The organism is Pseudomonas sp. DWP3-1-3b3, assembly GCF_049896305.1.
In the GTDB taxonomy this organism is placed as follows: Bacteria; Pseudomonadota; Gammaproteobacteria; order Pseudomonadales; family Pseudomonadaceae; genus Aquipseudomonas; species Aquipseudomonas azotoformans_A.
In genome coordinates this window covers 531387-555024 of the sequence record NZ_JAFCUA010000005.1, presented here as the reverse complement: position 1 = coordinate 555024, position 23638 = coordinate 531387, and the positions used below count along the sequence as shown (strand labels likewise).

20 protein-coding genes and 2 pseudogenes are annotated in these 23638 nt (G+C 62.0%); 12 read left to right on the top strand and 10 right to left on the bottom strand.

Features of this window, described 5'->3' with window-relative positions; all coding sequences use genetic code 11:
- Window positions 1–74: 74 nt before the first annotated feature.
- The 4 genes from ACP7BX_RS18820 (at window position 75) to ACP7BX_RS18805 (ending at window position 3939) form a co-directional block, all read left to right on the top strand.
- The gene (locus ACP7BX_RS18820; protein WP_426128573.1) at window positions 75–851 is read left to right on the top strand and encodes a nucleotidyltransferase domain-containing protein; all 777 of its coding nucleotides are present in this window, start codon (window positions 75–77) and stop codon (window positions 849–851) included.
- A 55-nt stretch (window positions 852–906) separates the two neighbouring features.
- Window positions 907–1809 carry a LysR family transcriptional regulator gene (locus ACP7BX_RS18815; RefSeq protein WP_016979969.1) on the top strand — a complete coding sequence of 301 codons (903 nt, stop codon included), beginning with the start codon at window positions 907–909 and terminating at the stop codon, window positions 1807–1809.
- Window positions 1810–1886: 77 nt separating this feature from the next.
- A complete protein-coding gene (locus ACP7BX_RS18810) occupies window positions 1887–2723 on the top strand; it encodes an alpha/beta fold hydrolase (RefSeq protein ID WP_426128575.1) in 837 nt (278 codons plus the stop codon).
- Window positions 2724–2751: 28 nt separating this feature from the next.
- Window positions 2752–3939, top strand: a complete 1188-nt coding sequence (locus tag ACP7BX_RS18805) for a sensor histidine kinase (protein ID WP_426128577.1) — start codon at window positions 2752–2754, stop codon at window positions 3937–3939.
- 3 nt (window positions 3940–3942) lie between these two features.
- Here ACP7BX_RS18805 and ACP7BX_RS18800 read toward each other — a convergent pair whose 3' ends face one another.
- The 3 genes and pseudogenes from ACP7BX_RS18800 to ACP7BX_RS18790 form a co-directional block, all read right to left on the bottom strand.
- Complete coding sequence (locus tag ACP7BX_RS18800) at window positions 3943–4710, bottom strand: methyl-accepting chemotaxis protein (RefSeq protein ID WP_426129112.1); 768 nt, start codon at window positions 4708–4710, stop codon at window positions 3943–3945.
- Window positions 4711–4797: 87 nt separating this feature from the next.
- A pseudogene (locus tag ACP7BX_RS18795) lies at window positions 4798–5799 on the bottom strand (cache domain-containing protein); the annotation flags it as partial.
- Window positions 5800–6031: 232 nt separating this feature from the next.
- A complete protein-coding gene (locus ACP7BX_RS18790; RefSeq protein WP_426128579.1) occupies window positions 6032–10006 on the bottom strand; it encodes a molybdopterin-dependent oxidoreductase in 3975 nt (1324 codons plus the stop codon).
- Between the two features lie 519 nt (window positions 10007–10525).
- Between ACP7BX_RS18790 and nirB the strand changes: the two genes are divergently transcribed.
- Both nirB and nirD read left to right on the top strand, forming a co-directional pair.
- Entirely contained in the window at window positions 10526–13066 is a 2541-nt protein-coding gene (nirB, locus tag ACP7BX_RS18785; protein WP_426128581.1) for a nitrite reductase large subunit NirB, read from the top strand.
- A complete protein-coding gene (nirD, locus tag ACP7BX_RS18780) occupies window positions 13066–13428 on the top strand; it encodes a nitrite reductase small subunit NirD (RefSeq protein ID WP_426128583.1) in 363 nt (120 codons plus the stop codon). Before nirB ends, nirD begins: the two co-directional genes overlap by 1 nt.
- A 52-nt stretch (window positions 13429–13480) precedes the next feature.
- Here nirD and ACP7BX_RS18775 read toward each other — a convergent pair whose 3' ends face one another.
- Window positions 13481–13978 carry a MarR family winged helix-turn-helix transcriptional regulator gene (locus ACP7BX_RS18775; protein WP_338567950.1) on the bottom strand — a complete coding sequence of 166 codons (498 nt, stop codon included), beginning with the start codon at window positions 13976–13978 and terminating at the stop codon, window positions 13481–13483.
- A gap of 50 nt (window positions 13979–14028) precedes the next feature.
- On the opposite strand from ACP7BX_RS18775, the gene ACP7BX_RS18770 reads away from it, so the two are divergent.
- Window positions 14029–15528 (top strand): FAD-dependent oxidoreductase, encoded by a 1500-nt coding sequence (locus ACP7BX_RS18770; RefSeq protein ID WP_177114431.1) that lies wholly within the window; start codon window positions 14029–14031, stop codon window positions 15526–15528.
- Here ACP7BX_RS18770 and ACP7BX_RS18765 read toward each other — a convergent pair.
- Window positions 15496–16146: an aspartate/glutamate racemase family protein gene (locus tag ACP7BX_RS18765; protein ID WP_178952512.1), complete on the bottom strand. Its 651-nt coding sequence runs from the start codon at window positions 16144–16146 to the stop codon at window positions 15496–15498. The two genes, ACP7BX_RS18770 and ACP7BX_RS18765, sit on opposite strands and share 33 nt — an antisense overlap.
- A gap of 66 nt (window positions 16147–16212) precedes the next feature.
- Between ACP7BX_RS18765 and ACP7BX_RS18760 the strand changes: the two genes are divergently transcribed.
- Window positions 16213–16662, top strand: a complete 450-nt coding sequence (locus ACP7BX_RS18760) for an HIT family protein (protein ID WP_426128587.1) — start codon at window positions 16213–16215, stop codon at window positions 16660–16662.
- On the opposite strand, the gene ACP7BX_RS18755 is transcribed toward ACP7BX_RS18760, so the two are convergent.
- A complete protein-coding gene (locus tag ACP7BX_RS18755) occupies window positions 16644–17213 on the bottom strand; it encodes a cysteine hydrolase family protein (RefSeq protein WP_426128589.1) in 570 nt (189 codons plus the stop codon). The two genes, ACP7BX_RS18760 and ACP7BX_RS18755, sit on opposite strands and share 19 nt — an antisense overlap.
- Window positions 17214–17315: 102 nt before the next feature.
- Here ACP7BX_RS18755 and ACP7BX_RS18750 point away from each other — a divergent pair, with 102 nt between their 5' ends.
- On the top strand, window positions 17316–17837 hold the full coding sequence (locus ACP7BX_RS18750) for a GNAT family N-acetyltransferase (protein ID WP_426128591.1): 522 nt from the start codon (window positions 17316–17318) through the stop codon (window positions 17835–17837).
- On the opposite strand, the gene ACP7BX_RS18745 is transcribed toward ACP7BX_RS18750, so the two are convergent.
- Complete coding sequence (locus ACP7BX_RS18745) at window positions 17791–18456, bottom strand: TetR family transcriptional regulator (RefSeq protein WP_426128593.1); 666 nt, start codon at window positions 18454–18456, stop codon at window positions 17791–17793. The genes ACP7BX_RS18750 and ACP7BX_RS18745 overlap by 47 nt on opposite strands.
- 111 nt (window positions 18457–18567) lie before the next feature.
- On the opposite strand from ACP7BX_RS18745, the gene ACP7BX_RS18740 reads away from it, so the two are divergent.
- Genes ACP7BX_RS18740 through ACP7BX_RS18730 form a run of 3 tightly spaced genes read left to right on the top strand, consistent with a single transcriptional unit; the run spans window position 18568 to window position 21298 of the window.
- Complete coding sequence (locus ACP7BX_RS18740; RefSeq protein ID WP_426128595.1) at window positions 18568–19224, top strand: O-methyltransferase; 657 nt, start codon at window positions 18568–18570, stop codon at window positions 19222–19224.
- A 15-nt stretch (window positions 19225–19239) separates the two neighbouring features.
- Window positions 19240–20106 carry an SDR family oxidoreductase gene (locus tag ACP7BX_RS18735; RefSeq protein WP_426128597.1) on the top strand — a complete coding sequence of 289 codons (867 nt, stop codon included), beginning with the start codon at window positions 19240–19242 and terminating at the stop codon, window positions 20104–20106.
- 13 nt (window positions 20107–20119) lie between these two features.
- A complete protein-coding gene (locus ACP7BX_RS18730) occupies window positions 20120–21298 on the top strand; it encodes an arabinose transporter (protein ID WP_426128599.1) in 1179 nt (392 codons plus the stop codon).
- Here the strand turns inward: ACP7BX_RS18730 and ACP7BX_RS18725 are convergent.
- The 3 genes and pseudogenes from ACP7BX_RS18725 to ACP7BX_RS18715 form a co-directional block, all read right to left on the bottom strand.
- Complete coding sequence (locus ACP7BX_RS18725; protein WP_426128601.1) at window positions 21285–21905, bottom strand: LysE family translocator; 621 nt, start codon at window positions 21903–21905, stop codon at window positions 21285–21287. The two genes, ACP7BX_RS18730 and ACP7BX_RS18725, sit on opposite strands and share 14 nt — an antisense overlap.
- An 82-nt stretch (window positions 21906–21987) precedes the next feature.
- A complete protein-coding gene (locus ACP7BX_RS18720) occupies window positions 21988–23022 on the bottom strand; it encodes a methyl-accepting chemotaxis protein (RefSeq protein WP_426129114.1) in 1035 nt (344 codons plus the stop codon).
- Between the two features lie 258 nt (window positions 23023–23280).
- A pseudogene (locus tag ACP7BX_RS18715) lies at window positions 23281–23553 on the bottom strand (PAS domain-containing protein); the annotation flags it as partial.
- Window positions 23554–23638: the final 85 nt, after the last annotated feature.

Here is a 23638-nt window from a genome sequence, read left to right as displayed (position 1 = left end):
AGGATTGAAGGTCGTTGCGCTGTCAGCCCCTTGCCCGTCATGCTTGCCGGTCTGACTCAAGGAAACAGTGCCCCGTGAATTCATCGCAACCTACTGGTGTCGACGCCCAAGGATGTGTCCTGGCCGTGACCGATTTGCCCCTGCAGCCTGAGTTCCAGCCGTTGCTCAGCGATGTTTGCGCCACCCTTTCACCGGCGCAGTGGGGGCTGGACGGCATTTATGTGTATGGCAGTGTCGCCAGGGCGGAGGCCATTTCTGGTGAGTCCGATCTGGATCTCACGTTGGTATTTCGTGAACTGCCTCAACCCGAATTGCTTGAACAGCTGGAACTGACACGCCTGTCCCTGGAACAGCGGCATCCGGAAGTCACGAAGATCGACTTCGATATCGGTCATTGCGCGCAGGTGCTGTCACCCGAGAACAAAGATCGCTGGGGGTTCTGGCTCAAACACCATTGCCGTGGTGTGTGGGGCAATGATCTTTCGGCGTGTTTCGATGCGTTCCGCCCATCCCGTGAGATTGCCTGGGCGCTGAACGGTGACTTTGAAGCGGTGCTCAAGGGCTATCTCTTGCGCATCGACCAGGCCCGGACTGACGAAGCGCGGCTGCGTTTGCAGCGTGAAGCATCGCGCAAGCTGGTGCGCTCAACGCAGCTGTTTTGCCCGGTCCAGGCTTTGATGTGGCCGCAATCGCTTGAGGACCACGTCAAGCTGTTCCTCCAGCATTACCCGGCGATGGTTGCCCAACTCGCGTTCTTTTTGTTCGAGGCACGCAACCCCAGCGCGGAGGGCGATAAATTCTCCGTTCGACTTCAGGCCTTTCTCGACTGGATGGTTTCCCAACAAAATTAGATAGGTATATTGGCGCTAAACCGCTGATTGCATACGCCAAGCCTATGGAAACGCCATGATCAACTTCCGCCTTATCCGCCACCTCTGGCTGTTCCTTGCCGTCGCCGAAGAACAGAACTTCGGCCGCGCCGCCAAGCGCCTGGGCATGTCGCAGCCGCCGTTGAGCGAGCAGATCCAGGTGCTGGAACAAGCGCTAAAGGTCCAGCTGTTCGAACGCTCCCGGCGGGGCGCCAAGTTGACCCCGGTGGGCGCGGCAATCCTGCCGGCGGTGCGCAAGTTCGCCGAGCAGCTTGAGCGCCTGGAACTGGCGGTGGAAGAGGCGGTGGCGGGGCAGTCGGGCATGCTGACCATCGGCGCGATTTCCACGGCGATGTTTGATGTGTTGCCGGGCCTGATCGACCAACTCAAGCAGCAATACCCGCACCTCACCGTGTCGGTGCGCGAGATCGACAGCGTCGAGGCGCTGCCGGCGCTGGAAGCGGGGGATATCGACCTGGCCTTCGCCCGGCTGGACGGCGACCTGGGCCCGGCGATCCAGTCGTTGCCGGTGCGCGAAGATCGCCTGATGGTGGCGTTGCCGAGCGATCATCCGTTGGCTGCACGTTCGCGCATCAGCCTGTCGAGCCTGGCCAGCGAGCCGCTGGTGATGTTTTCGCGCAAGGTCAGCCCGGTGTATTTCGACAACCTGATCGCCACCTGCCGCGCCAGCGGGTTCTCGCCACGGGTGCTGCATGAAGTGCGCTCGGTAGCCTCGCAGATTGCGTTCGTCAGCTGCGGCCAGGGCATTGCGCTGGTGCCGGCGTCGCTGAAGAAGCTCGCGCCGGACAACGTGGTGCTGCGGCCGCTGACCCAGAAACTCAATGTGGTCACCACGGCGGTGGCCTGGAACAGCGAGCGCCCCAACCCCTTGGTGACCGAGCTGGTCGCGCAATTCCAGGCTCATACGATTGGCGTATGACAACCTTCCGTTATCCGTCATTTACACCGCGCGGCTAACCGCTGAAATTGGCACCTTTTTGGCCAAGGAACTCTTGCATGTCGTTCGTTCATTCCATTATCCCGCTGACCGTAGACGGCACCGCTGTAGAGATAGCGGCGATCCACCGCGACGGTGAGCGGGCGCCCATCCTGTTCCTGCACGGGTTCGGCTCGACCAAGGAAGACTATGCCGATATCGTCCTGCACCCGGCGTTCGACGGGCGTGCTTTTATCGCCTACGACGCGCCCGGCTGCGGTGAGAGCCAATGTGCCGACCTGGCGACCATCAACATCCCCTTCCTGCTGGAAACCGCCTTGCAGGTGCTTGCGCAGTTCAAGGTCGAACGCTTCCACCTGGTCGGCCACTCCATGGGCGGCCTGACTGCCTTGATGCTGGCCCATCGTTTTCCGGAGCGCGTGCTGAGCTTTACCGACATTGAAGGCAATATCGCCCCCGAAGACTGCTTTCTCAGCCGCCAGATCGTGGATTTCCCGACAGAGGATCCCGAGGCGTTTTTCAGCGCCTTCATCGCGCGCACCCGCCAGGCACCCGCGTATGCCAGCGCACTTTACTCGGCAAGCCTGCGCCACAAGGTGCGTGCCGGCGCCGTGCGCGGGATCTTCCAGTCGATGGTCGAACTCTCTGATAGCGCCGACCTGATGGGCAAGTTCCTCGGGCTGCCGTGCCCCAAGATGTTCATGTACGGCGAGCAGAACGCCGGGCTTTCCTACTTGCCGCACATCCAGGCCAACGGCGTGCGCCTGGCGCCGATTGCCCAGTGCGGGCATTTCCCGATGTATTCCAACCCGGTCGCGATGTGGCAGCAGCTCGCTGACTTCCAACAGGGTGCTGTTCATCAGGGTGCGACCACGGCGGCGGTGATCTCTGTATGATCGGTTGATCAACGTATGAGAAGCCCCCATGGACACCACTCCCCACCTCATGGGGCAATCCCCTTTATGGCAACGCCTGCTGTCCGCCCAACGCGAAGCGCTGGAAATGGCGATTGCGCGCAAAAGCCTGGATGAACTGCTGGGCTTCCTGGCACGGGCCGGGAGTGAACACCTGGGTGGGCGTTCGGCGGTGTTCCTGGTCGACCAGAACCGCGAAACCCTGCTGTACGGTGCCTCTTCCGGCCTGGATGCCGGTTACATCACCGCGATCCACGGCTTCGAGATCGGCCCTCATTCGCCGTCCTGTGGTACGGCCGCCTATACCGGCGACCTGGTGATTGTCGGCGATGTGGCCAGCGACCAACTGTGGGCACCGTTCCTGGCATTGGCCAATCAGCACGGGATTGCGGCGTGCTGGTCCAAGCCGCTCAAGGATGCCAACGGCGTGGTCCTGGGGACTTACGCGATCTACCATAACGCCCCACGTCTTCCCTCTGACGATGACCTGGAAGCCATCGAGTTGCTGGCCCACACCGCTGCGCTGATGATCGAGCGCTCGGTGGCCGACGCCACGCTGCAAAAGACCCTGGACGCGCTGCAACGCAGTGAGTTGGCCACCCGCGAACTCAGCCACCGCGTGATGAACACTTTCCATGTGTTCGAAGGCCTGCTGTCGGCCAAGGTGCGCTCCCTGCTTGATCCCGAGGCCAGGGCCGCCACCGCTGAAGCCTTGGAGCGGATCCGCGCGATGTCCCTGGTGCACCGGAAGCTGTTCGCCCTGACCCAGCACAGCGCAGTCGACCTGGACGCCTCGGGCTTCCTCGACGACCTGGTCAATGAGCTGGCCCGCGCCTTCGCCGGTGACAAGAACCTGCGCCTGATCATGTCCAAGGAAGTCGGGATCACGCTGTCCGCCGAGCGCTGTGCCTCCCTGGGCCTGCTCGCGGTGGAGCTGGTGCTCAATGCCATCAAGCATGCGTTCGAGGACGGGCAGGCCGGCATCATCACGGTGACCTTGCACCGTGATGTGGAGTCGGTGGTGTTCTCGGTGCGTGACAACGGCAAGGGCTTGCCCGAAGGGACATTGGTCGGCAAGCACAAGCGCTTGGGCACACGGCTTATTCATTCGTTCGTGGCCGACCTGAAGGCCGATTTGCAGGTGCAGAACCTGGCAAAGGGCGCCGAGTTTTCGGTGCGCTTCCCCTGTTCTGCCTGACCCTTAGGACTTGAAGCGTCCTACCAACCCATTCAACTCATCCGACAGGTTCGACAGCCGCCCAGAATCGTCCTGCGCCGAGTTGGCCAGGCTTTCCACCAGGCGCGCTTCGTCGTAGATCTGTTGGATATGCCGGTTGATCTCTTCGGCCACGCTGTGTTGTTCCTCGGCGGCGGCGGAGATCTGCAGGTTCTGGTCACGGATCTCGTTGACCGAGGTCTGGATCCCTTCAAAGCTGTCCCGCGCGCTTTCGATGGAGGACACACTGGCTTTCGACAGGTCCAGGCAACTGCCCATTTTCTGCGTGACTTCCTGGGTCTTGTTTTCCAGGGTGCCGAGCAGTTGCTCGATCTCGCCGGTGGAGTCGGACGTGCGCTTGGCCAGTGCGCGCACTTCGTCTGCCACCACTGCGAACCCACGGCCCTGGTCACCGGCACGGGCGGCTTCGATGGCGGCGTTGAGCGCCAACAAGTTGGTCTGTTCGGCAATCGCACGGATGGTGCCGAGGATCTGGTTGATACTGCGGCTGCCGGCTTCCAGTTCGACCATGGCCTGGGATGACTCGGTCAGGCGGCGCCCCAGGCGGTTGACGTTGTCGGTGGTGACTTCGATCTGCTGCTTGCCCTCGGCCACGCGGCGGTGCCCGTTCTCGGCGGACTCCGCCGCGCCGCTGCAGGAGCGTGCGACTTCGTTGGCGGTGGCGACCATTTCGTTGAACGCCGTAGAGACCAGCTCGACCGCCTCACGCTGGCGACCGGCCGCCTCGTTCATGTTGTGCGCCACCTCGCTGTTGACCTTGGAGGCGTTCTGCAAATTGGCCGAGGCTGCGCCGATGTGCTGGATCAGTTGGCGGATCGCCGCCAGGAACTTGTTGAACCAGCCGGCCAGTTCGGCGGTTTCATCCTTGCCCTGGACCTGCAATTCGTGGCGCAAGTCGCCTTCGCCCTGGGCGATGGACTGCAAGCCGGTGCTGACCTGGCCGATAGGCTTGACGATGACCTTGGAGAACGCCGCCGCGATCAGCCCGAAGATCAGCACCAGTACCGCGACGATGATGGCGGTGAGGTAGGTCATGCGCGTGGCTTCGGCCATCACTTCACGGTGCTCGATCAGCCCGATATAGCGCCAGCCGAGGCCGGGGGAGGTCCACACGTTGGCCATGTAGCGCACGCCGTCGATCACCACTTCCGTGGGGCCCTGTGCGGTGTCGGCCAACGGCGCATAGGCTGTGCCCAGGTCCTTGAGCGGCTTGAAGTTGTGGGCGGCGTTGCGCGGATCCACCAGCACCACGCCGTCCTCGACCAGCATCACGTAGCCGCTTTCGCCCAGCTTGATGCTCTTGACCAGTTCGGTGAGGTTTTTCAGTGAGACGCTGACCACGAACACGCCCTTGGCCTTGCCGTTTTCCAGCAATGCGCGTGCGGTGCCCACCAGGGCGACGTCGTCTTTGTCGTAGTAATACGCGGGGGTGCGCACGGTCTTGCCGGGGCTGGCCATGGCCGCTTTGTACCAGGGGCGGGTGCGCGGGTCGTACTTGGCCAGTTGCGGGTCATCCGGCCATTTGGCGTAGGTGCCGTCTTCCAGGCCGATGGACAGGATCGCCGCCGCCGGGTGGGTGGCGCCAAAGCGCGCGAAGCGGTCAATCACGGTTTGCGCCTCTGCAGGCATGGGCTGGCTGGCCGCGTCGGCAGGCTGGTAGTTCTTCAGCGTGTTCACGGAGGTGTATACAGGATCGGTGGCCATTTGATCGACGTTTTGCAGCGTGCCGTCGAAGAACTGGCGGATGTTGCCGTCGATCTGACGGATTTCCCGGGTGCTGCCGTCGATGAACTGCTCCACCGCCTGGGTCCGCGTGTTCATGACCGAAATCACGGCCACCAGGCTTACCGGGATGAAAGCAACGGAGACAAATGCGAGTACCAGCTTATTTTTTATTTTCATCGAGACGACCATCATCGTGAAGGGCGGCCAAATCGTCGCGCCTCTCTATGAGGATTGCGGCGATTTGCTATCACTGCTGTTTCGGCCCGACTTCGATAAATCTTTAGGGTTTTTTGTACACAATACAAAGTGCTTATTGTTCTGTATCCAATCAATACACATCACGCAGATAACGCTTCTGCTCACTCAGCTGCCGCCAGTACTCCACGGCACCCTCGACGCCAAGCCCGCCGTGGGTTTGCGCGACTTGGCGCAGGGCCTGGTCGACATCTTTGGCCATGTGGCTGGCGTCGCCGCAGATGTACAGCCTCGCGCCGTCCTGCAACCAGCGCCACAGCTCGGCCCCCTGTTCGCGGATGCGGTCCTGTACGTAGACCTTCTGCGCCTGGTCGCGCGAGAACGCCAGGCTCAAGTGGTTGAGCAGGCCGTCGCGCTGCATGCCTTGCAGTTCGTCTTGATAGTAGAAATCGCTGGCGGCGTGCTGTTCACCGAAGAACAGCCAGTTGCGCCCCTGATGACCCAGCGCGCGACGTTCCTGCAAGAACGCGCGAAAGGGCGCGATACCGGTGCCGGGGCCGATCATGATCATTGGCACGTCGCCGTCAGTGGGCGTGCGGAAGTGTTTGGACGGCTGGATGAACAACGGCACCTCGCCGTCGCCGACCCGGTCAGCCAGGAAGGTCGAGGACACGCCTTTACGTTTGCCGTAACGCACGGCGGCCACGGTGAGGTGCACTTCCTGCGGATACGCCTTGGCGCTGGACGCGATTGAATACAGGCGCGGTTGCAGGCGCTTGAGGGTGCCCAGCAGTTCATCCGCCGAACACTCGATGGGGTATTCCAGCAACACATCCGCCAGTTGCCGGCCCCAGAGCCAGTCATTCAGTTCGGCCTTGTGTTCGGGGTTGAGCAAGTGCTTGAGGCCAGGGTTGGCGCTGCGCTCGGCGATGAACGCCAGGGTGTCGCTGCTGGGCCGGGCGATTTCGAAGTGCTGGGTCAGGGCCTGTTGCAGCGGCACATCGCCGAAGGTGTCGATGTTTACGCTGGTATGGGCGTTCAGGCGGGTGAGGTCGAGCAACTCGCTGACCAGTTCGGGGCAGTTGCGCGGCCGCACACCCAATGCATCACCGGCTTCGTAGGTCAGCCCGGAGTCGGTCAGGTCCAGGGCAAATTGGCGGGTTTCCTTGTGGACGCTGTGCGGGTTCAGGTGTCGGTTGAGCAGCAGGCGTGAGCCGTACAGCTTGGTTTTCCCGGCGGGGGTGGCGGGCGCGACGGGCTTTGCCGGGGCCAGGGTTTGCTGGAAACGCACCAGCCAGGCATCGGCCAGTGCTTCGAATTCGGTATCGCAGTCAACGCGCTCCAGCAGGCGAGTGGCGCCCAGTTCCGACAGGCGCTGGTCGAGTTTTTTACCGTGGTTGCAGAACTGCTCGTAGTTCGGGTCGCCCAGGGCCAGCACTGCGAAGCGCAAGGATTCCAGGCGCGTCTCGGCGGTGCTGAGGCTGTGCCAGAACCCTTCGCCATTGTCCGGTGGGTCGCCGTCGCCAAAGGTGCTGCTGATCAGCGCCAGGGTGTGGGTACTTGCCAGTCTGCTCGCCGGGAAATCCGCCATCGCGCTCAGTTCCACGGTCATACCAGCGTCGTGCAGGCGCTGGGCAAAACGCTCGGCCAAGGCTTCGGCGTTGCCGGTTTGCGAGGCCCACAACAAGGTGACGGCTGGGGAGGGCGCCGCGAGGGATTGCGTATGGCTGTACAAACCGCCGAGCAAGCCGTTCAACCACAGCCGTGACGTATCGGCCAGCGGTGCATTGGCGGGCAGGGTCGGCACGTCTACGGCCTGGCGTGCGGTATTGGCTTGCAAGCCGCTGAGGAAGCCGGCGAGGTAGGTACGCTCACCCTCACTCAGTGGCGGCGCGGGGAGGTTGCGGATGCCGGCGATTTCGGCGAAGGCGTCGAGGCGCGACATGGGAGTGTCCTCAGCTACGGGGGAAGGGCGGTCCAGGAATTGATGGTCGATCAGCTCGACGCGGGCCAGGGCGACGGCGCAGTGCTTGAACTCCGGCTGCAAGGAGATCGGGTCCACGGCGTCGTTGGTCACCGCGTTGATGGCCAGGTGTTCACCGAACACATCGTTCCAGTGGAACGGCGCAAAACAATTGCCTGGCCGCACACGGTCGGTGACCACAGCGGGCAACACGGCGCGGCCGCGCAGGGAGCGTATCTCGACCTGATCCTTGTTTTTGATGCCCAGCGTTGTTGCGTCTTCGGGGTGCAATTCCACAAAGGGGCCGGGGTTGAGCTTGTTCAGGGTGGCGACCTTGCCGGTCTTGGTCAGGGTGTGCCATTGGTGCTGCACGCGGCCGGTGTTGAGCACGAAGGGGAACGCGTCATCCGGCATTTCTGCGGGTGGCATATAGGGGCGGGCGAAGAACTGGGCTTTGCCGTTTTCGGTGGCGAAGGCGAGGGTGCCTGTGTCCAGGTAGCGAATCGGGTTGCGGTCCGCGCCATCCTCCGATGCGCAGGGCCATTGCAGCGGCTGCTCACGCAGGCGCGGGTAGCTCGCGCCACGAAGGTCGTAGCCAGTCTTGGGGTTCCAGGCGCGTTTGATTTCTTCAAACACGTCGGCGGCGGATGCATAGGTGAACGCGTCGGCAAAGCCCATTTCACAGGCGACCCTGGCGATGATCTGCCAGTCGGGCAGGGTCTCGCCAGGCGCGTCGACGGCTTTTTGCATCAAGGTCAGGTTGCGCTCGGAGTTGATCATCACCCCCTCGGCCTCGGCCCACAGCGCGCCGGGCAACAGGATGTCGGCGTAGCGGTTGGTCTCGGTGTCGAGGAAGGCATCCTGGGTGATCACCAGCTCGGCGGTTTGCAGGCCTTTGATCACGGTTTGCCGGTTAGGCACGCTGGCGACCGGGTTGGTGCAGATGATCCAGCAGGCCTTGATCTGCCCGGCGGCCATCTGTTCGAACATCGCCACGGTGCCGTTGCCGGCCTGGCGCGGCAGGCTGTCGTGGGGGATTTGCCACAGCTCTTCGATAAAGGCGCGGTCGGCCTCGACCAACATCGAACGTTGCCCCGGCAGCCCTGGGCCCATGTAGCCCATTTCGCGCCCGCCCATGGCATTGGGTTGACCCGTGAGGGAAAACGGCCCGCTGCCCGGACGGCAAATGGCGCCGGTCGCCAGGTGCAGGTTGCACAGGGCGTTGGTGTGCCAGGTGCCGTGGGTGCTCTGGTTGAGGCCCATGGTCCAGCAGCTCATCCACTCGGCGGCCTGGCCGATCCAGTCGGCGGTTTGGCGGATATCGGCTTCGGCCAGGCCGGTGATAGCGGCGACGTGCTCTGGCGAATAGTCCTCGAGGAATTCGGGCATCGCCTCCCAGCCTTGGGTAAAGGCGGCGATAAAGGCAGGGTCGTTGTGGCCGTTTTTGACCAGCAGGTGCAGCAGGCCATTGAGCAACGCCAGGTCGGTGCCGGGTTTGATCGGCAGGAACAGGTTGGCCTTGTCCGCCGTGGCGCTGCGCCGGGGGTCGACCACGATCAGCTTCGCCCCGGCCTTGACCCGGTCCATCAGGCGCAGGAACAGGATCGGGTGACAGTCAGCCATGTTCGCGCCGATCACGAAGAACAGCTCAGCGCGATCGAAGTCTTCATAGGACCCTGGCGGGCCGTCGGCGCCGAGGGAGAGTTTGTAGCCACTGCCGGCGCTGGCCATGCACAGCCGCGAGTTGGACTCGATGTTAGCAGTGCGGACGAAGCCCTTGGCCAATTTGTTGATCAGGTACTGGGACTCCAACGACATCTGGCCTGACACGTAGAAGGCCAAGGCGTCCGGGCCGTGGGTGTCGAGGGTGTGACGCAGGCGGTGCGCGGTTTCGCGGAGGGCGTTGTCCATGCCGATACGCACCGGGTCATGCTCGCGGGCCTGGCGTACATAGGCGTTTTCCATGCGCCCGGAGTCGGCGATGGCCTGCCCGCAGGTGGTGCCCTTGGTGCACAGGCGTCCAAAGTTGGTGGGATGGGCCTTGTCGCCGATCACCTTGACCACTTTGTTGTCTTGCACCTGCATGACGATGCCACAGCCCACGCCACAATAGGGACACACACTGCGTATGCTTTGGTTGGCCATCTGAAACCTGCGTAAACAAAAAAGGCGCCTTGCAACCCTCCGTTCAGAACGGGGATTACACGGCGCCTTTGTCGTGAGAGGGCAGTCAGCGTTGACTGCTTGGTTGATGTGTTCCTAGCAAGTCACGCGCCAGGTTTTTCAACTGCCCCTTGATACCGAGGCGCCCTCGGCGCGGGGCAAGCCCGCTCACCACAGAAAACCATTCATTCATGGCGAGTCATGCACTTTTATGACGCGAGACGCACCAGTTGGAGGCGCTGGAGGGGGTGCTTGGCATTGCCGACTCACCTGTTGAGCCGTGAACACAGGCCTTGCATCCGCTTGGCACAGACCCTGCAAGCACCCCCTCAACCCACTTCGGTCAACGACGATCGACACCGGGGCATATAGCGGTGAATCCGGCGCAGTCGCCCGATCCGAACCCGCATAAGAACAGGCAAAGACGCCTGGAACCGCAAGGTTTCAGGCGTTTTTTTTTGCTTTTTTTAAAACCGTGATGAGCGTTGTCGGGTGCTAACTATGAACCATCTCAAAACCTTGATCGTCGTCGGCAATGGCATGGTCGGCCACCACTGTGTGGCGCAATTGATCGAGCGCGGCGCGCTGGATCACTTCCGTTTGCATGTGTTCAGCGAAGAGCCGATGCGCGCCTATGACCGGGTGCACCTGTCTGAATACTTCACCGGTCGCGATGCCGAGTCGCTGGCCTTGTCCGACGCCGCGTTGTACCAGACGCCAGGTGTGACCCTGCACCTCGGCGTACCGGTGCTGGAGATCGACCGCGCGCGCTGCGAAGTGATCACCGCCGACGGCTGCGTCGCCTATGACAAGCTGGTGTTGGCCACCGGTTCGTATCCGTTCGTGCCGCCTATCGAAGGCGCCGAAGGCGATTCGCGGCTGGTGTATCGCACCCTTGAAGACCTGGACGCGATTCGCAAGGCCGCCGCCAATGCAAGACGCGGCGTGGTAGTGGGCGGTGGCCTGTTGGGCCTGGAAGCCGCCAACGCCCTGAAAAGCCTCGGCCTTGAAGCCCATGTGGTGGAATTCGCGCCGCGCCTGATGCCGGTGCAACTCGACGACTTTGGCGGTCTGGCGCTCAAGGCGCAGATCGAGCGACTGGGCGTGGGCGTGCATTTGTCGCGCGCCACCCAATCCATCAGCGCGGGTGAGCAGTACCGCTACCGCATGAACTTTGCCAATGACGAGTTCCTTGAAACCGACCTGATCGTGTTCTCCGCCGGTATTCGCGCCCAGGATGCGCTGGCCCGCCAGGCCGGCCTGGACATCGGCCCGCGTGGCGGCGTGGTGATCAATGACGAATGCCAGAGCATCGACCCGAACATCTACGCGATTGGCGAATGCGCGTCCTGGAACGGCAGCCTGTTCGGCCTGGTCGCGCCGGGCTACCAGATGGCCCGTGGGGTTGCCGCGTTGCTGTGCGCGCAAATCGCCGAACCGTTTGTGGGCGCCGACATGTCGACCAAGCTCAAGTTGCTCGGCGTCGACGTGGGCTCCATCGGCGACGCCCATGCCCACACGCCGGGCGCGCGCAGCTATCAGTTCATCGACGAAGCCAGCGCCAGCTATCGGCGCCTGGTGGTGGATGCGTCAGGCAAACACGTGATCGGCGCGGTGTTGGTGGGCGACAACAGCTACTACGACACGCTGCTGCAATACATGCAGAACAGCATCGCGCTGCCGTCCGAGCCGGCCAGCCTGATCCTGCCATCCTCCAGCGGCGCACCGACCCTCGGCCCCGGCGCGCTGCCGGAATCGGCCACCGTCTGCTCCTGCCACAACGTGACCAAGGGCGCGATCTGCTCGGCCATCGACGGCGGCTGCAGCGACCTCGGCCTGCTCAAAGCCCAGACCAAGGCCTGCACCGGTTGCGGCGGCTGCGCCGGTTTGCTGAAACAGGTGTTCGAACATGAACTGATCGCCCGTGGCGTCAGCGTCGACAAGAGCCTGTGCGAACACTTCGCCTACACCCGGCAGGAGTTGTACGCCCTGGTGCGCGTAGAAGGCATCCTCACCTTTGACGAATTGCTGGCCAAACACGGCCGTGGTCATACCGGCTGCGACGTGTGCAAGCCGGCGGTGGGCTCGATCCTGGCGTCGTGCTGGAACCAGCCGATCATGGACGCGTCCCTGGTGCCGTTGCAGGACACCAACGATACGTTCATGGCCAACATGCAGAAAAACGGCACCTACTCGGTGGTGCCGCGTATTCCAGGCGGCGAGATCACTGCGGATAAGCTGATTGTGATCGGCGAAGTGGCGAAGAAATATGAGCTCTATACCAAGATCACCGGCGGCCAGCGCATCGACCTGTTTGGCGCGCAACTGCACGAACTGCCGGACATCTGGAGCGAACTGATCGCCGCCGGGTTTGAAACCGGGCATGCCTATGGCAAATCCACGCGCACAGTGAAGTCCTGCGTGGGCAGCACCTGGTGCCGTTACGGCGTGCAGGACAGCGTGAAAATGGCGCTGTTGATCGAGGATCGCTACAAGGGCCTGCGCTCGCCGCACAAGCTCAAATTCGCTGTGTCCGGCTGTACCCGCGAATGCGCCGAAGCCCAGAGCAAGGACGTCGGCGTGATCGCCACCGAGAAGGGCTGGAACCTCTACATCGCCGGCAACGGCGGCATGCGCCCACGCCATGCGGAGCTGTTCGCCACTGACCTGGATGACGCCACGCTGATCCGCTACATCGACCGCTTCCTGATGTTCTACATCCGCACCGCCGACAAGCTGCAACGCACCTCGGTCTGGCGCGAAAGCCTCGAAGGCGGCCTGGATTTCCTCAAGGACGTGATCCTGCACGACAGCCTGGGCCTCGGCGCAGAGCTGGAAGCGCAGATGCAACTGGTGGTCGACCGCTACGAATGCGAATGGGCCAACGCCCTCGCAGACCCGGAAAAACTCAAGCGCTTCCGCACCTTCGTCAACGACAAACGCCCCGACCCGGACATCCACTTCGTCCAGGAACGCGGCCAACGCCGGCCGATCATGGCCGCCGAACTCAACCTGATTCCCGTCACCGAGGAGATTGCCTGATGAGCCAAACCAACCCACAACGCAACCTGGCCACTTGGAAAAGTGTGTGCAACGAGACCGATTTGGTGAGCAATTCCGGCGTAGTGGTGTGGCTGGACGGCGCGCAAGTGGCGCTGTTCTACCTGCCGGGTGCGCAGGACCAGACGTTGTTCGCCATCGACAACCATGACCCGGAATCCGGCGCGAATGTGATCGGACGCGGCTTGATCGGTAGCATCAAGGGTGACCTGGTGGTGGCGGCGCCGATCTACAAGCAGCATTACCGGCTCGAGAATGGGCAGTGCCTGGAGACGCCTGATCAGAGACTGCGGGTTTGGCCGGTGCGGTTGAATGCTGGGGTGGTGGAATTGGCATTGGATTGATGCTGTGTGGCAAGCGGGCTTGCCCCGCTTGCCACAGGAAACGTGCATGGCCTTAGGAAATGCCCTTCGTCGCACGCACCGAGTCATCCTTGATATCCTCGGCAAACTTGCGCATCAGCCGCACCAGATTGTCGAAGTCGCCTTCATCCCAGGTGGAGAAGATCGACACACCGATCCTCTCCCGCGCGTCGTCGACGCGGTCAGTCATGGCTTTGCCTTTCTCGGTAATCACCGACTCGCGTACGCGGCGGTCGACTGCGCTTGCCTGGCGCAGAACCAAGCCCAGGCTTTCCAGCTTCGCCACCTGCCGGCTCACGGTGGTGTAGTCACGGCCCACGCGGTCAGCCAGTTCGACTACGCCGATCGGCCCCAACCTTTCCACCAGCACCAGCAGCGGAAACAGGGCGCGATCCAGTGAAATCCCGGCTTCGCGCACCATCGCTTCGTCGCGCTGCGGGCGGTTCATCACCCCCACGATCTCAACCAATGAACCATGCAGGTCACGCAGTTGGGCGGATATATGTGCGCTTTGCACATTTTTAATTGACACGGTGTTCGCCTCTCTTAATATGTGCGTATTGCACATATAGGTGATCCAGTATGAAAGCGCAATTCGCTGTCGATGTACTGATTTGCGGTGCCGGTGCCGCCGGCCTGACCTTGGCAATCGACCTGGCGAGAAGGGGTATCACTTTTCGGCTGATCGAAAAAAATGCGCATCCCTTCCAGGGTTCACGCGGCAAAGGTATCCAGCCAAGGTCTCAGGAAGTGTTCGAAGACCTGGGGATGCTCGACCGTCTGATGGCAGTGGGTGGAGTCTATCCGACTGACCGGCGCTACCGCGACGATGGCAGCTACAGCGAAACAGAATTCACAGAATCCAAGGCGTCGATGCCCGCCGAGCCTTACCGACAACCGTTGATGGTGCCGCAGTTTTTGACCGAGCGCGTGATGCGCGAACGTCTGCTTGAGTGGGGGCATCAGCCTGAATTTGCTTGTGAACTGGTAGGGTTTGAGCAGGACGGCAACGCAGTCACCGCACGGCTGATCGGCAACGCAGGTGAAGAGCACATCCGTGTGCGTTGGTTGGTGGGTGCTGATGGGGGGCGCAGTTTTGTTCGACATGCCCTGGATATCGGCTTTCCCGGCAAGACCCTTGGCGTACGCGCTTTAGTGGCGGATGTCGAACTTAGCGGCCTCACGCGTGATGCCTGGCACCGTTTTGGCGACGGCGATATGCAGCACCAGATTGCAATATGCCCCCTGGCCGGCACCGAACTGTTCCAGATTCAGGGGCCGATTCCCGCGGATCTTGACGTCGATCTCAGTGCCGAGGGGCTCACCGCAATCATCGCCCATCGCACCGGTCGCGCCGATATCCAGGTGCACGCGGTGTCTTGGTCGTCGGCCTACACCATGAATGCTCGCCTGGCGGATCAATACCGCGTGGGGAGAGTGCTGCTGGTGGGGGACGCCGCCCATATCCATCCGCCCACCGGCGGCCAGGGTCTGAATACCAGCGTGCAGGACGCTTACAACCTTGGCTGGAAGCTGGCGGCGGTGGTACAGGGGGCGTGTGATGATTTACTGGATAGCTATGAAGAGGAGCGTCGGCCTGTCGCTGCTTCCGTGCTCGGTCTGTCCACCCGACTGCTGGATGAGATGAAGAACGGTGAACTGCGTCGGGGCAGGGAAGTGCATCAGTTGGATATTGGCTATCCCGCGTCCTCGCTGGCGCTGGCACACCCTGTGCGCATCAACGTTTCCCCAGGGAATCGAGCACCGGATGCGCCCGTCCGAGGCGCCGCTGGGCAAGTAGTGCGGCTGTTCAACCTGTTCAAGGGAACGCACTGGACGCTGCTGGGCTATGGCGTAACGCGGGATTCAGTGCAGGCACGGCCAGGCATGCGTGTCCACATCGTTGGGTCAGGGGGTGACCTGCTCGACGACCAGGGTCACTTTCAACAGGCCTACGGGCTGGCAATTGGCGATTGGGTGCTGGTGCGACCTGATGGCTATATCGGCGCGATTGTATCGTCAGCGAATGTCGAGGTCCTGGACGCTTACCTAGAGAGGGTTTTGCAGTGTGCGCACGGCTGACTCCAGCCCGGCTATTGCACTGGTGAGGGGGCGCGGGCCCAAGGTGACATAGCGCGCGGCATCGCTCATTGAGGCCTGTGCCAGCGCAACCACATCCGCGCCATGCTCATAGGCTTGATCAGCAGATTTGGCGATGGCTGCCAGGTAGCCGTCAATGTCACCTGCCTTGAACAAGGTCCATGCTCCCGCCACCAACTGTATATCGATCACTGCATTTGATCGCCGTGCAGCCGTGTGAAAAAGCTGCGAGGTTGGCTCTAAGGTGGTCTCGACGGCGCACAACACCACGACCTTTTTGCCAGCCCCCAGCGCCGTCGCCGCCAGCGCTTCATCAGCTCTCAAGATAGGCACTCGAACATCAGGCGTGATGCTCTCGATCGATGGACCCAAGGTCGAACAGGTCAGCACCACCACCTCCGCGTGTTGGGCGAGGGCGAGCAGTGCCGATTGGGTTGACTCGGCAATCTCTTCGGTGAGGCGACCGGCGTGTTCTGCTGCGGCCAGCAGGTCGGCACGGACTGTATGGTGGATCACGCCTGGGTCGATACCCAAGGTGCTCGCGGCCGTGTCAAACACGCCGATATTGCTGGTTGCGGTGTGCAGGCAGGCGATTCGCATGGAATAGGTCCGGTGCTGTAAGAGCGTTAAGATGCCGCCTGGACTCACTCAGATCAAGGACAATGCATGCCGCTTATCATGGAACGCGTCGCGTTGGCCCGCAATGGCGCCAACGACAAAGTCATCTGCCGCATGGCCTCGGGCTGGGCGGTCATGGGTGATGTACAGTTTCTCCCTGGTTACTGCCTGCTGCTGCCTGACCCGGTCGTTGCCAGTCTGAACGACCTCGATACCGAGGCCCGCACTGCCTACCTGCTGGACATGGCCCGCCTGGGCGATGCGGTGTTGCAGGCCACTGGTGCGCTGCGTATGAACTACGAGATTTTGGGCAATTCCGAGCCGGAACTGCATTGTCACATCTTCCCACGCTACGCCTCGGAGCCGGACGACAAACGCACGATGCCGGCTTGGTTTTACGATTGGAAAAACGCGGTGTTGTATGCGGAAGATGAGCATGGGGCGTTGCGTAAAAAGATTGCGGCTCTGTTAAGCGAGCATCAGCCCGTCGTGAGGTGAGAGAGGATCTCGTCAGTCTCTACGACACGGGCATAGTCCATCGCCAGGTTGCTCAGCGACAGTGCGTGCACGTCTTCAGCAGGCCACAGGCGCCCGGACAAATCGGTTTGATCGAAGGTGTAGCAGGCATCTGAAACCACCGTCACCGTAAAACCCAGGTTGCCGCCGGAGCGCGCCGTGGCCTCGACCGAGTTGTTGGTGATCACGCCGACGATCACTAACTGCCGGATCTCGCGTGCATGCAGCCAGCGCTCCAGCCCCGTGGCGGTGAAGGCGTCTGGAACGTTCTTTTCGACTACATGCTCATGCGCCAGCGGTTGCAGCGCGGGCTGGAATTCGCAGCCCGGTTGACCCGGCCAGAACACCGAGTCGGGCGAGCGGGAGATGTGCCGGATGTGGACGACAGGCCGGCCGGATTGACGCCATGCATTCAGCAGGCGCTGCATCTGCACTTCCGCATCCGGATTGTTGCGTCGCCCCAGCTTGGGCTGGTTCATGCCTTGCTGCATGTCGATGATCAGCAGTGCAGCGTTGGTGGCTAACGATTGCATGGCACCTCCTTTTGCGGTCGAGGGTCGAAACATACCATGAGGGTAAACGGTCATGAAGGTTGGGTTTACTTGAAGGACATTGACTGAATAAGGAATCGATCAATGATCCGCAAAGCGTTACCTGGCGACGCCAACGCCATCGCCCAGGTGCATATCCGCAGTTGGCAGGAAGCCTATCGTGACTTGATACCTGCCGAGTTCTTGAAGGGATTAGACGCAACGCTGGCTCGGCGTGAATCCTTTTGGGTTCGCTCGATTGAGTCGGGCGAGTCCGATGTGTGGGTCGCCGAGCTGGATGGGAAAGTTATCGGCTGGATATCGGTCGGTGCCAGTCGTGACGAAGAAGTTGCCGGAGCAAACACCGGTGAGGTCATGGCCATTTATGTTTTAGCCAAGTATTGGCAAACCGGTGTCGGGCTGGCCTTGTGGAACGCGGGCCTACAGTTCTTGATGGAGCAGGGGTATGAGTGTTTGACGCTTTGGGTCTTGAGCCGTAATGAAAGGGCTATCAGGTTTTATCGCAGGATGGGCTGCGTTGAGGACGCGGGGAGTGAACGTAATCTTCAGAGGGGAGGTGTCACTCTGGAAGAAATGAGATATCGGTTGCCCTTTGGACCCGGTTGAGCGCATTCACATACGCACGAAACATATCCGCCATTCCCTCGGAGTACACCGCAATTTCTTCAGCCGTTCGCGGACTGTTGGAGAACTCTTTCCCCACTGAACTGAGCGTGGTCAGGATCAAATCGCTGGCCAATATCCGCGTTTCAACCGACACCTCAGGCAACAACTCCAGCATGAACCCCTTGAACGCCTGGCGTCCCGCCGCACGCACCTCCAGGGCCTCCGGCGCATCGCGATAGAGCGGCGCCGCGTCGCTCAGCGCGCCGCGCATCTGCGCTTCTTCGCATTCCGACTGGATAAAGGCGTGCACCAACGTGCGCAGGCGGTCCAGTGGCGTTTCGTCGCGTTTCTCCAGGATGTCGCGCAGCATCTGGGTGGTCTGCTGCCACTCATCACTCTGCAACCGGAACAGAATCGCCGCTTTGTTGGGGAAGTACTGGTACACCGAACCCACGCTCACGCCGGCCTTTTCCGCGACCCGTGCAGTGGTAAAACGGGTGGCGCCCTCCTTGGCCAAAACCTGAATAGCCGCTTGCAGAATCGCCGCCACCAACTCGGTGGAACGGGCCTGTTGCGGCTGTTTGCGCGTGGAAATACGCGGGGTCTGGCGGCTGGTCATAAAGGGCTCCTGAAGCAGGGCTAATGCGAATAGCGAAGGATGCGAATCACTCGCATACTTTCAATGCGACGAATTAGTCGCATCTTAGTCCCAACTCACTGGAAATCAATTATGTCGAGCCTGACCACCGCGCCTTTGGCGCCCCTGATTGAACGTCTTTACGCCCAGGCCGATGCGGCCACCAGCCCGCAGCTGAACTCGGTCTCTCAGGCAGAACGCGAACGGCTGATGCACAGCAAAACCGAGTACGTGGCGCTGTATTCGATGCTCAAGGACCTGTGGCTACCCGTGTCCCAGGACACCGGCAAGCTGCTCTACATGCTGGCTCGCAGCAACAAGGCGCGGGCGATTGTCGAGTTTGGCACTTCGTTTGGGCTGTCGACCTTGTTCCTGGCTGCCGCACTGCGCGACAACGGCGGCGGTGTGCTGATCGGCAGCGAATTCGAAGCCTCGAAGATCGCCCTGGCGCGCGAGCATTTCATCGAAGGCGGCGTGAGCGACCTGATCCATATCCGCGAAGGTGACGCGCTGGTGACCCTGGCCAGCGACTTGCCAGAGGTTGTCGATCTGTTGCTGCTGGACGGCGCCAAGACGCTGTATGGCGACGTGTTGAACCTGGTGGAACGCCACCTGCGCCCCGGGGCACTGGTGGTGGCAGACAACACTGATTATTGCCCTGAATACCTGGCCTACGTGCGCGCCCCGGAGAACGGCTACTTGTCGGTGCCGTTTACCGATGACATCGAACTCTCAATGCGCCTGGGCTAATCGAGGACTCAACTCATGCATGTATTTGTCACGGGAGCCACCGGTTGGGTTGGCTCCGAAGTGGTCAAGGACCTGATCAATGCCGGCTACCTGGTGACCGGCCTGGCTCGCGCCGACGACAAGGCGCGGGCGCTTGCCGCCACCGGCGCCAAGGTGCTGCGCGGCACCCTGGATGACTTGGACACCTTGCGCCGCGCCGCCTGGACGGCGGATGCGGTGATTCACACCGCGTTTAATCACGACTTCTCGCGCTTTATCGAAAACTGCGAACAGGACCGCCGGGTGATTGAGGCGTTCGAGTCGGTGTTGAGAGGTTCGGACACGCCGCTGATCGTCACTTCGGGTTTGTCCGGCCTGCCATGCGGTGCGGTCGAGGCAGACCTGCCTAATGCCGCATCGCCACGTCAATCCGAAGCCGCCGCGAGGGCACTGGCTGCACGCGGCGTGCGGGCGGCAACGGTGCGCCTGGCGCCGTCGGTGCATGGTGTGGGCGACCACGGTTTCTTGCCGACCCTGATCCGCCTGGCCCGCGAGACCGGCGTGTCGGCGTATATCGGCGACGGGCAGAACTGCTGGTCGGGGGTGTACCGCACCGATGCGGCGCGGGTCTATCGCCGGGTGCTGGATGATGACCTTAGCCAGCCTGCGTATCACGCAGTCGCGGACCAGGCGGTGCCATTCAAGGCGATTGCCGAGGTGATCGGACGGCGACTGGGCGTGCCGGTTGAATCCCGACCACGCGAACATTTTGGCTGGTTCGCCAATATGGCCGGCGCTGATATGGCCGTTTCCAGTGAGCAGACCCGCGAGCGGCTGCGGTGGACACCGACGGGCCCAAGCTTGTTGGCAGACCTTGATCACGCCGATTACTTCAGGTGTTGAGCGGAGAGTTTTGATGACACAACACAGAACCGTGCTGATGAGTATGTTGCCGATTACGTTGGCGGTGTTCGTCGGTTTCCTGATTATCGGCATGCAGTTACCCGTGCTGCCCTTGCACCTGAATCAGACGCTGGGCATGGGCACGCTGGTGGTGGGCGTGGTGATTGGTGCGCAGTTCGCGGCGGCGTTGCTGTCGCGGGCCTGGGCCGGCAACTTTGCTGATATGCGTGGCCCCAAGCGCGCCCTGTTGCTGGGCATGCTGGTGGCGGCGAGTTCGGGGCTGCTGTACCTGGCTTCCCTGGTGTTTGTCGATGTGCCGGTGCTGTCGGTGTGGGTACTGCTGGCCGGGCGTGTGGTGCTGGCACTGGGCGAAAGCCTGGTCATCACCGGCTCCATGGGCTGGGGCATGGGGCGGGTAGGACCACAGAATACCGGTAAGGTGATGGCCTGGATTGGTATCGCGATCTACGCTGCCTTCGCGCTGGGTGCGCCGTTGGGTGTGGCGATCAACAACCAATGGGGGTTCAGTGGGCTGTCCATTGCCAGCTTGATCATGCCGATGTTGGCGTTTGGCATCGTGATCGGTGCTAAGGGCGTTGCACCGACCAGTCAGCGGCGTACGTCCTTCTACTCGGTACTCGGGGCGGTCTGGCTGCCGGGCTTGGGGCTGGCACTTTCCAGCATCGGTTCTGGCGTGATTGCCGCATTTGTCGCCCTGCTGTTTGCTTCCAAGGATTGGGGCAATGCGTCGTTTGCCTTTACCTCATTCGGGCTGGCGTTTATCGGTGCGCGGATTTTCTTCGGGCATCTGCCGGACAAGCTCGGCGGTGCGAAGGTGGCGCTGGTCTGCGTGCTGATCGAGGCGGCGGGGCAGTTGTTGATCTGGGGCGCGAATGATCCGTTGATGGCATACCTGGGCGCGGCATTTACGGGCTTTGGTTATTCGCTGGCGTTTCCGGGGTTTGGAGTGGAAGCGATCAAGCGCGCGCCGCCGCACACCCGTGGGCTGGCGATGGGGGCCTATGTGGCGTTCCTGGATATTTCCCTGGGCATCGCCAGCCCATTGGCGGGGGCTTTGGCTGGGGCGGCAGGGGTGGCGTCGGTGTATTTGGCAGGCGCGGTCGCGGTGGCGCTGTCGGGGGTGGTCGCTTGGGCGTTACTGACGAGAAAGCCGCTGCTCAACGCTTGCTGAACGCCAGCCGTGCAGCGAACAACACAAAGATCAGGCCGGTGGTGCGGTCCATCCACTGGATGACCTTTTCGCGGCGCAGGAAGCCGGAAAGCGGCTGCGTAGCACCGATCAGTACCAGTGCCCAGATCACGCCAAGCAGCACGTGGATACTGACCAGACCGAACGTCCAGAGGATCAACGGTTGACCCTGGGGGATGAATTGCGGCAGGAACGACACATAGAAAATCCCCACTTTGGGGTTGAGCACGTTGCCCAGCATGCCCTTGATAAACCAGTTGCCGGCAGGTTTGCCCTGCACCTCGGCGCTCGCCAATGAGCGACGTGGACGCAGCAACATGTTCAAGCCCAGCCAGGCCAGGTACGCGGCGCCACAGTACTTGAGCAGGTTGAAGGCGACTTCCGACACCGCAATCAACGCACCCAGGCCAAAGGCAACCGCCGCGCCCCACAGCAGGCAGCCGGCATTGACCCCCAACGTGGCTTGCAACGCCTGGCGCTTGCCTTCCACCGTGGCGGTCCTGAGTACCAGCGCCGTATCGAGGCCGGGCGTGAGCGTCAGCAGCGTGGCGGCGAAGGTGAAGGCGAGGAGGTTGTCGGTGATGGACATGGGGGGATTCATGCAAGGGGCGTGGGAGAACGTTAACCCAAGCCGGGTCGCCCCGCAAAGAGGCGAACCTGCTTAAGGGGTATCAGCGATTGAACCGCTCCACCAACGCATATTGGGTGGACGCGTTGTTCGTCAGCTCCTTGCTCAGGTCCGTGGATTGATGGGCTTGTATCGACGTCTGGTCAGCCAGTTCGGCGATGGTGGTGATGTTGCGGCTGATTTCCTCGGCGACCGCGCTCTGTTCCTCGGTGGCGGCGGCGATCTGGGTGGTCATATCAGTGATATGGGACACCGCTTCGCTGATGCCGACCAGCGCCTGGTCCGCCTCCAGCACCCAGGCCACGCCTTCCTGGGCCTGGCGTTGGCCGTGCTCCATGCTTTGCACGGCATTGTTGGAGGACGCTTGCAGTTGGGTGATCAACCCGTGGATCTGGGTGGTGGACTGGGACGTGCGTTGTGCCAGCTGCCGCACTTCGTCGGCCACCACGGCAAAACCACGGCCTTGTTCGCCGGCACGCGCTGCTTCGATGGCGGCGTTGAGGGCCAGCAGGTTGGTCTGGTCGGCAATGCCTTTGATTACGTCCACCACGCTGCCGATTTCGTCGCTGTCCTTGGCCAGTTGCGCCACGGTCGTACCGGTTTCGCTGACCACCGCAGACAGGCGTTCGATCGCCTCACGGGTGTCGCGTGCCACTTCGCGGCCGCGCCCGGTCAGGACGTTGGCCTGCTGGGTGGCATCGGCGGTGCGTTGCACGTGGCTTGCGACTTCCTGGGTGGTGGCGGCCATCTGGTTGACAGCGGCCGAGACCTGTTCGGTTTCGACGCGCTGGCGGTCCAGGCCCTTGGAGCTGGCGGTGGCCAACTGATCGGATTGCCCGGCCAGGGCGCTCAGTTGCTCGGCGCTGTCTTGCAGGCGGGTGAGGCAGGTTTTCAGGCGTGCGTTCTGGCTGAGAAACGCCGTTTCCAGACGTGCCTGTGGCCCGCTGGCGTCGCTGTACATTTGCGCGATCAACGCATCCGAGGTCGAGGGCTCCACACCCTGCAACAGGCGTATTGTGCTGCCCTGACGCCAGCGTGAGCAGAGCACGCCCGCCGGTACTGCGACTGCAACGGCCACAGCAAAGGCGACGGGCGCACTCAGGAAGATACCGGCGAAGCTGCCGACAAGCCCGGTTGCCACGTATGGCACGCAGCTGATGGCGGCCGGTAGCCAGGCGTCCTGGCGTGGAACGCCCGGCTTGCCCTGGCTGATACGCCGATACAGGGCCTGGGCCCGACGGATTTCATCGGCCGTGGGCTTGACCCGCACAGACTCGAAACCCACTACGTTGCTGCCATCGAATATGGGGGTGACGTAGGCATTGACCCAATAATGGTCGCCGTTTTTCGAGCGGTTCTTGACGATGCCCATCCAGGGCAGGCCTTGCTTGAGTGCACTCCACATGTGCGCAAACACGGCGGGGGGCACATCGGGGTGACGCACGATGTTCTGCGGGGCGCCAATCAAATCGGCGCGTTCAAAGCCGCTGATCTCGACAAAGGCATCGTTGCAGTAAGTGATGACACCTCGTACATCCGTGGCGGAGATGAGTTTTTGCGAAGGCGCGAGGGAAATCTCACGCTGTGTTACGGGCTGGTTATTGCGCATTCCGACTACTCCCTGGTTGCCCACAGTCCATCGGCGCCATCTGCGAAAAGGTTAATCCACATTGGCCAATTCGCCAGCCACTGGT

Coding starts and splice junctions, on each gene's coding strand:
- ACP7BX_RS18815 (WP_016979969.1), top strand. CDS start 907: ATGATCAACTTCCGCCTTATCCGCCACCTCTGGCTGTTCCTTGCCGTC.
- ACP7BX_RS18810 (WP_426128575.1), top strand. CDS start 1,887: ATGTCGTTCGTTCATTCCATTATCCCGCTGACCGTAGACGGCACCGCT.
- ACP7BX_RS18805 (WP_426128577.1), top strand. CDS start 2,752: ATGGACACCACTCCCCACCTCATGGGGCAATCCCCTTTATGGCAACGC.
- ACP7BX_RS18800 (WP_426129112.1), bottom strand. CDS start 4,710: ATGAACGAGGCGGCCGGTCGCCAGCGTGAGGCGGTCGAGCTGGTCTCT.
- ACP7BX_RS18790 (WP_426128579.1), bottom strand. CDS start 10,006: ATGGCCAACCAAAGCATACGCAGTGTGTGTCCCTATTGTGGCGTGGGC.
- nirB (WP_426128581.1), top strand. CDS start 10,526: ATGAACCATCTCAAAACCTTGATCGTCGTCGGCAATGGCATGGTCGGC.
- nirD (WP_426128583.1), top strand. CDS start 13,066: ATGAGCCAAACCAACCCACAACGCAACCTGGCCACTTGGAAAAGTGTG.
- ACP7BX_RS18770 (WP_177114431.1), top strand. CDS start 14,029: ATGAAAGCGCAATTCGCTGTCGATGTACTGATTTGCGGTGCCGGTGCC.
- ACP7BX_RS18765 (WP_178952512.1), bottom strand. CDS start 16,146: ATGCGAATCGCCTGCCTGCACACCGCAACCAGCAATATCGGCGTGTTT.
- ACP7BX_RS18760 (WP_426128587.1), top strand. CDS start 16,213: ATGCCGCTTATCATGGAACGCGTCGCGTTGGCCCGCAATGGCGCCAAC.
- ACP7BX_RS18755 (WP_426128589.1), bottom strand. CDS start 17,213: ATGCAATCGTTAGCCACCAACGCTGCACTGCTGATCATCGACATGCAG.
- ACP7BX_RS18750 (WP_426128591.1), top strand. CDS start 17,316: ATGATCCGCAAAGCGTTACCTGGCGACGCCAACGCCATCGCCCAGGTG.
- ACP7BX_RS18745 (WP_426128593.1), bottom strand. CDS start 18,456: ATGACCAGCCGCCAGACCCCGCGTATTTCCACGCGCAAACAGCCGCAA.
- ACP7BX_RS18740 (WP_426128595.1), top strand. CDS start 18,568: ATGTCGAGCCTGACCACCGCGCCTTTGGCGCCCCTGATTGAACGTCTT.
- ACP7BX_RS18735 (WP_426128597.1), top strand. CDS start 19,240: ATGCATGTATTTGTCACGGGAGCCACCGGTTGGGTTGGCTCCGAAGTG.
- ACP7BX_RS18730 (WP_426128599.1), top strand. CDS start 20,120: ATGACACAACACAGAACCGTGCTGATGAGTATGTTGCCGATTACGTTG.
- ACP7BX_RS18725 (WP_426128601.1), bottom strand. CDS start 21,905: ATGTCCATCACCGACAACCTCCTCGCCTTCACCTTCGCCGCCACGCTG.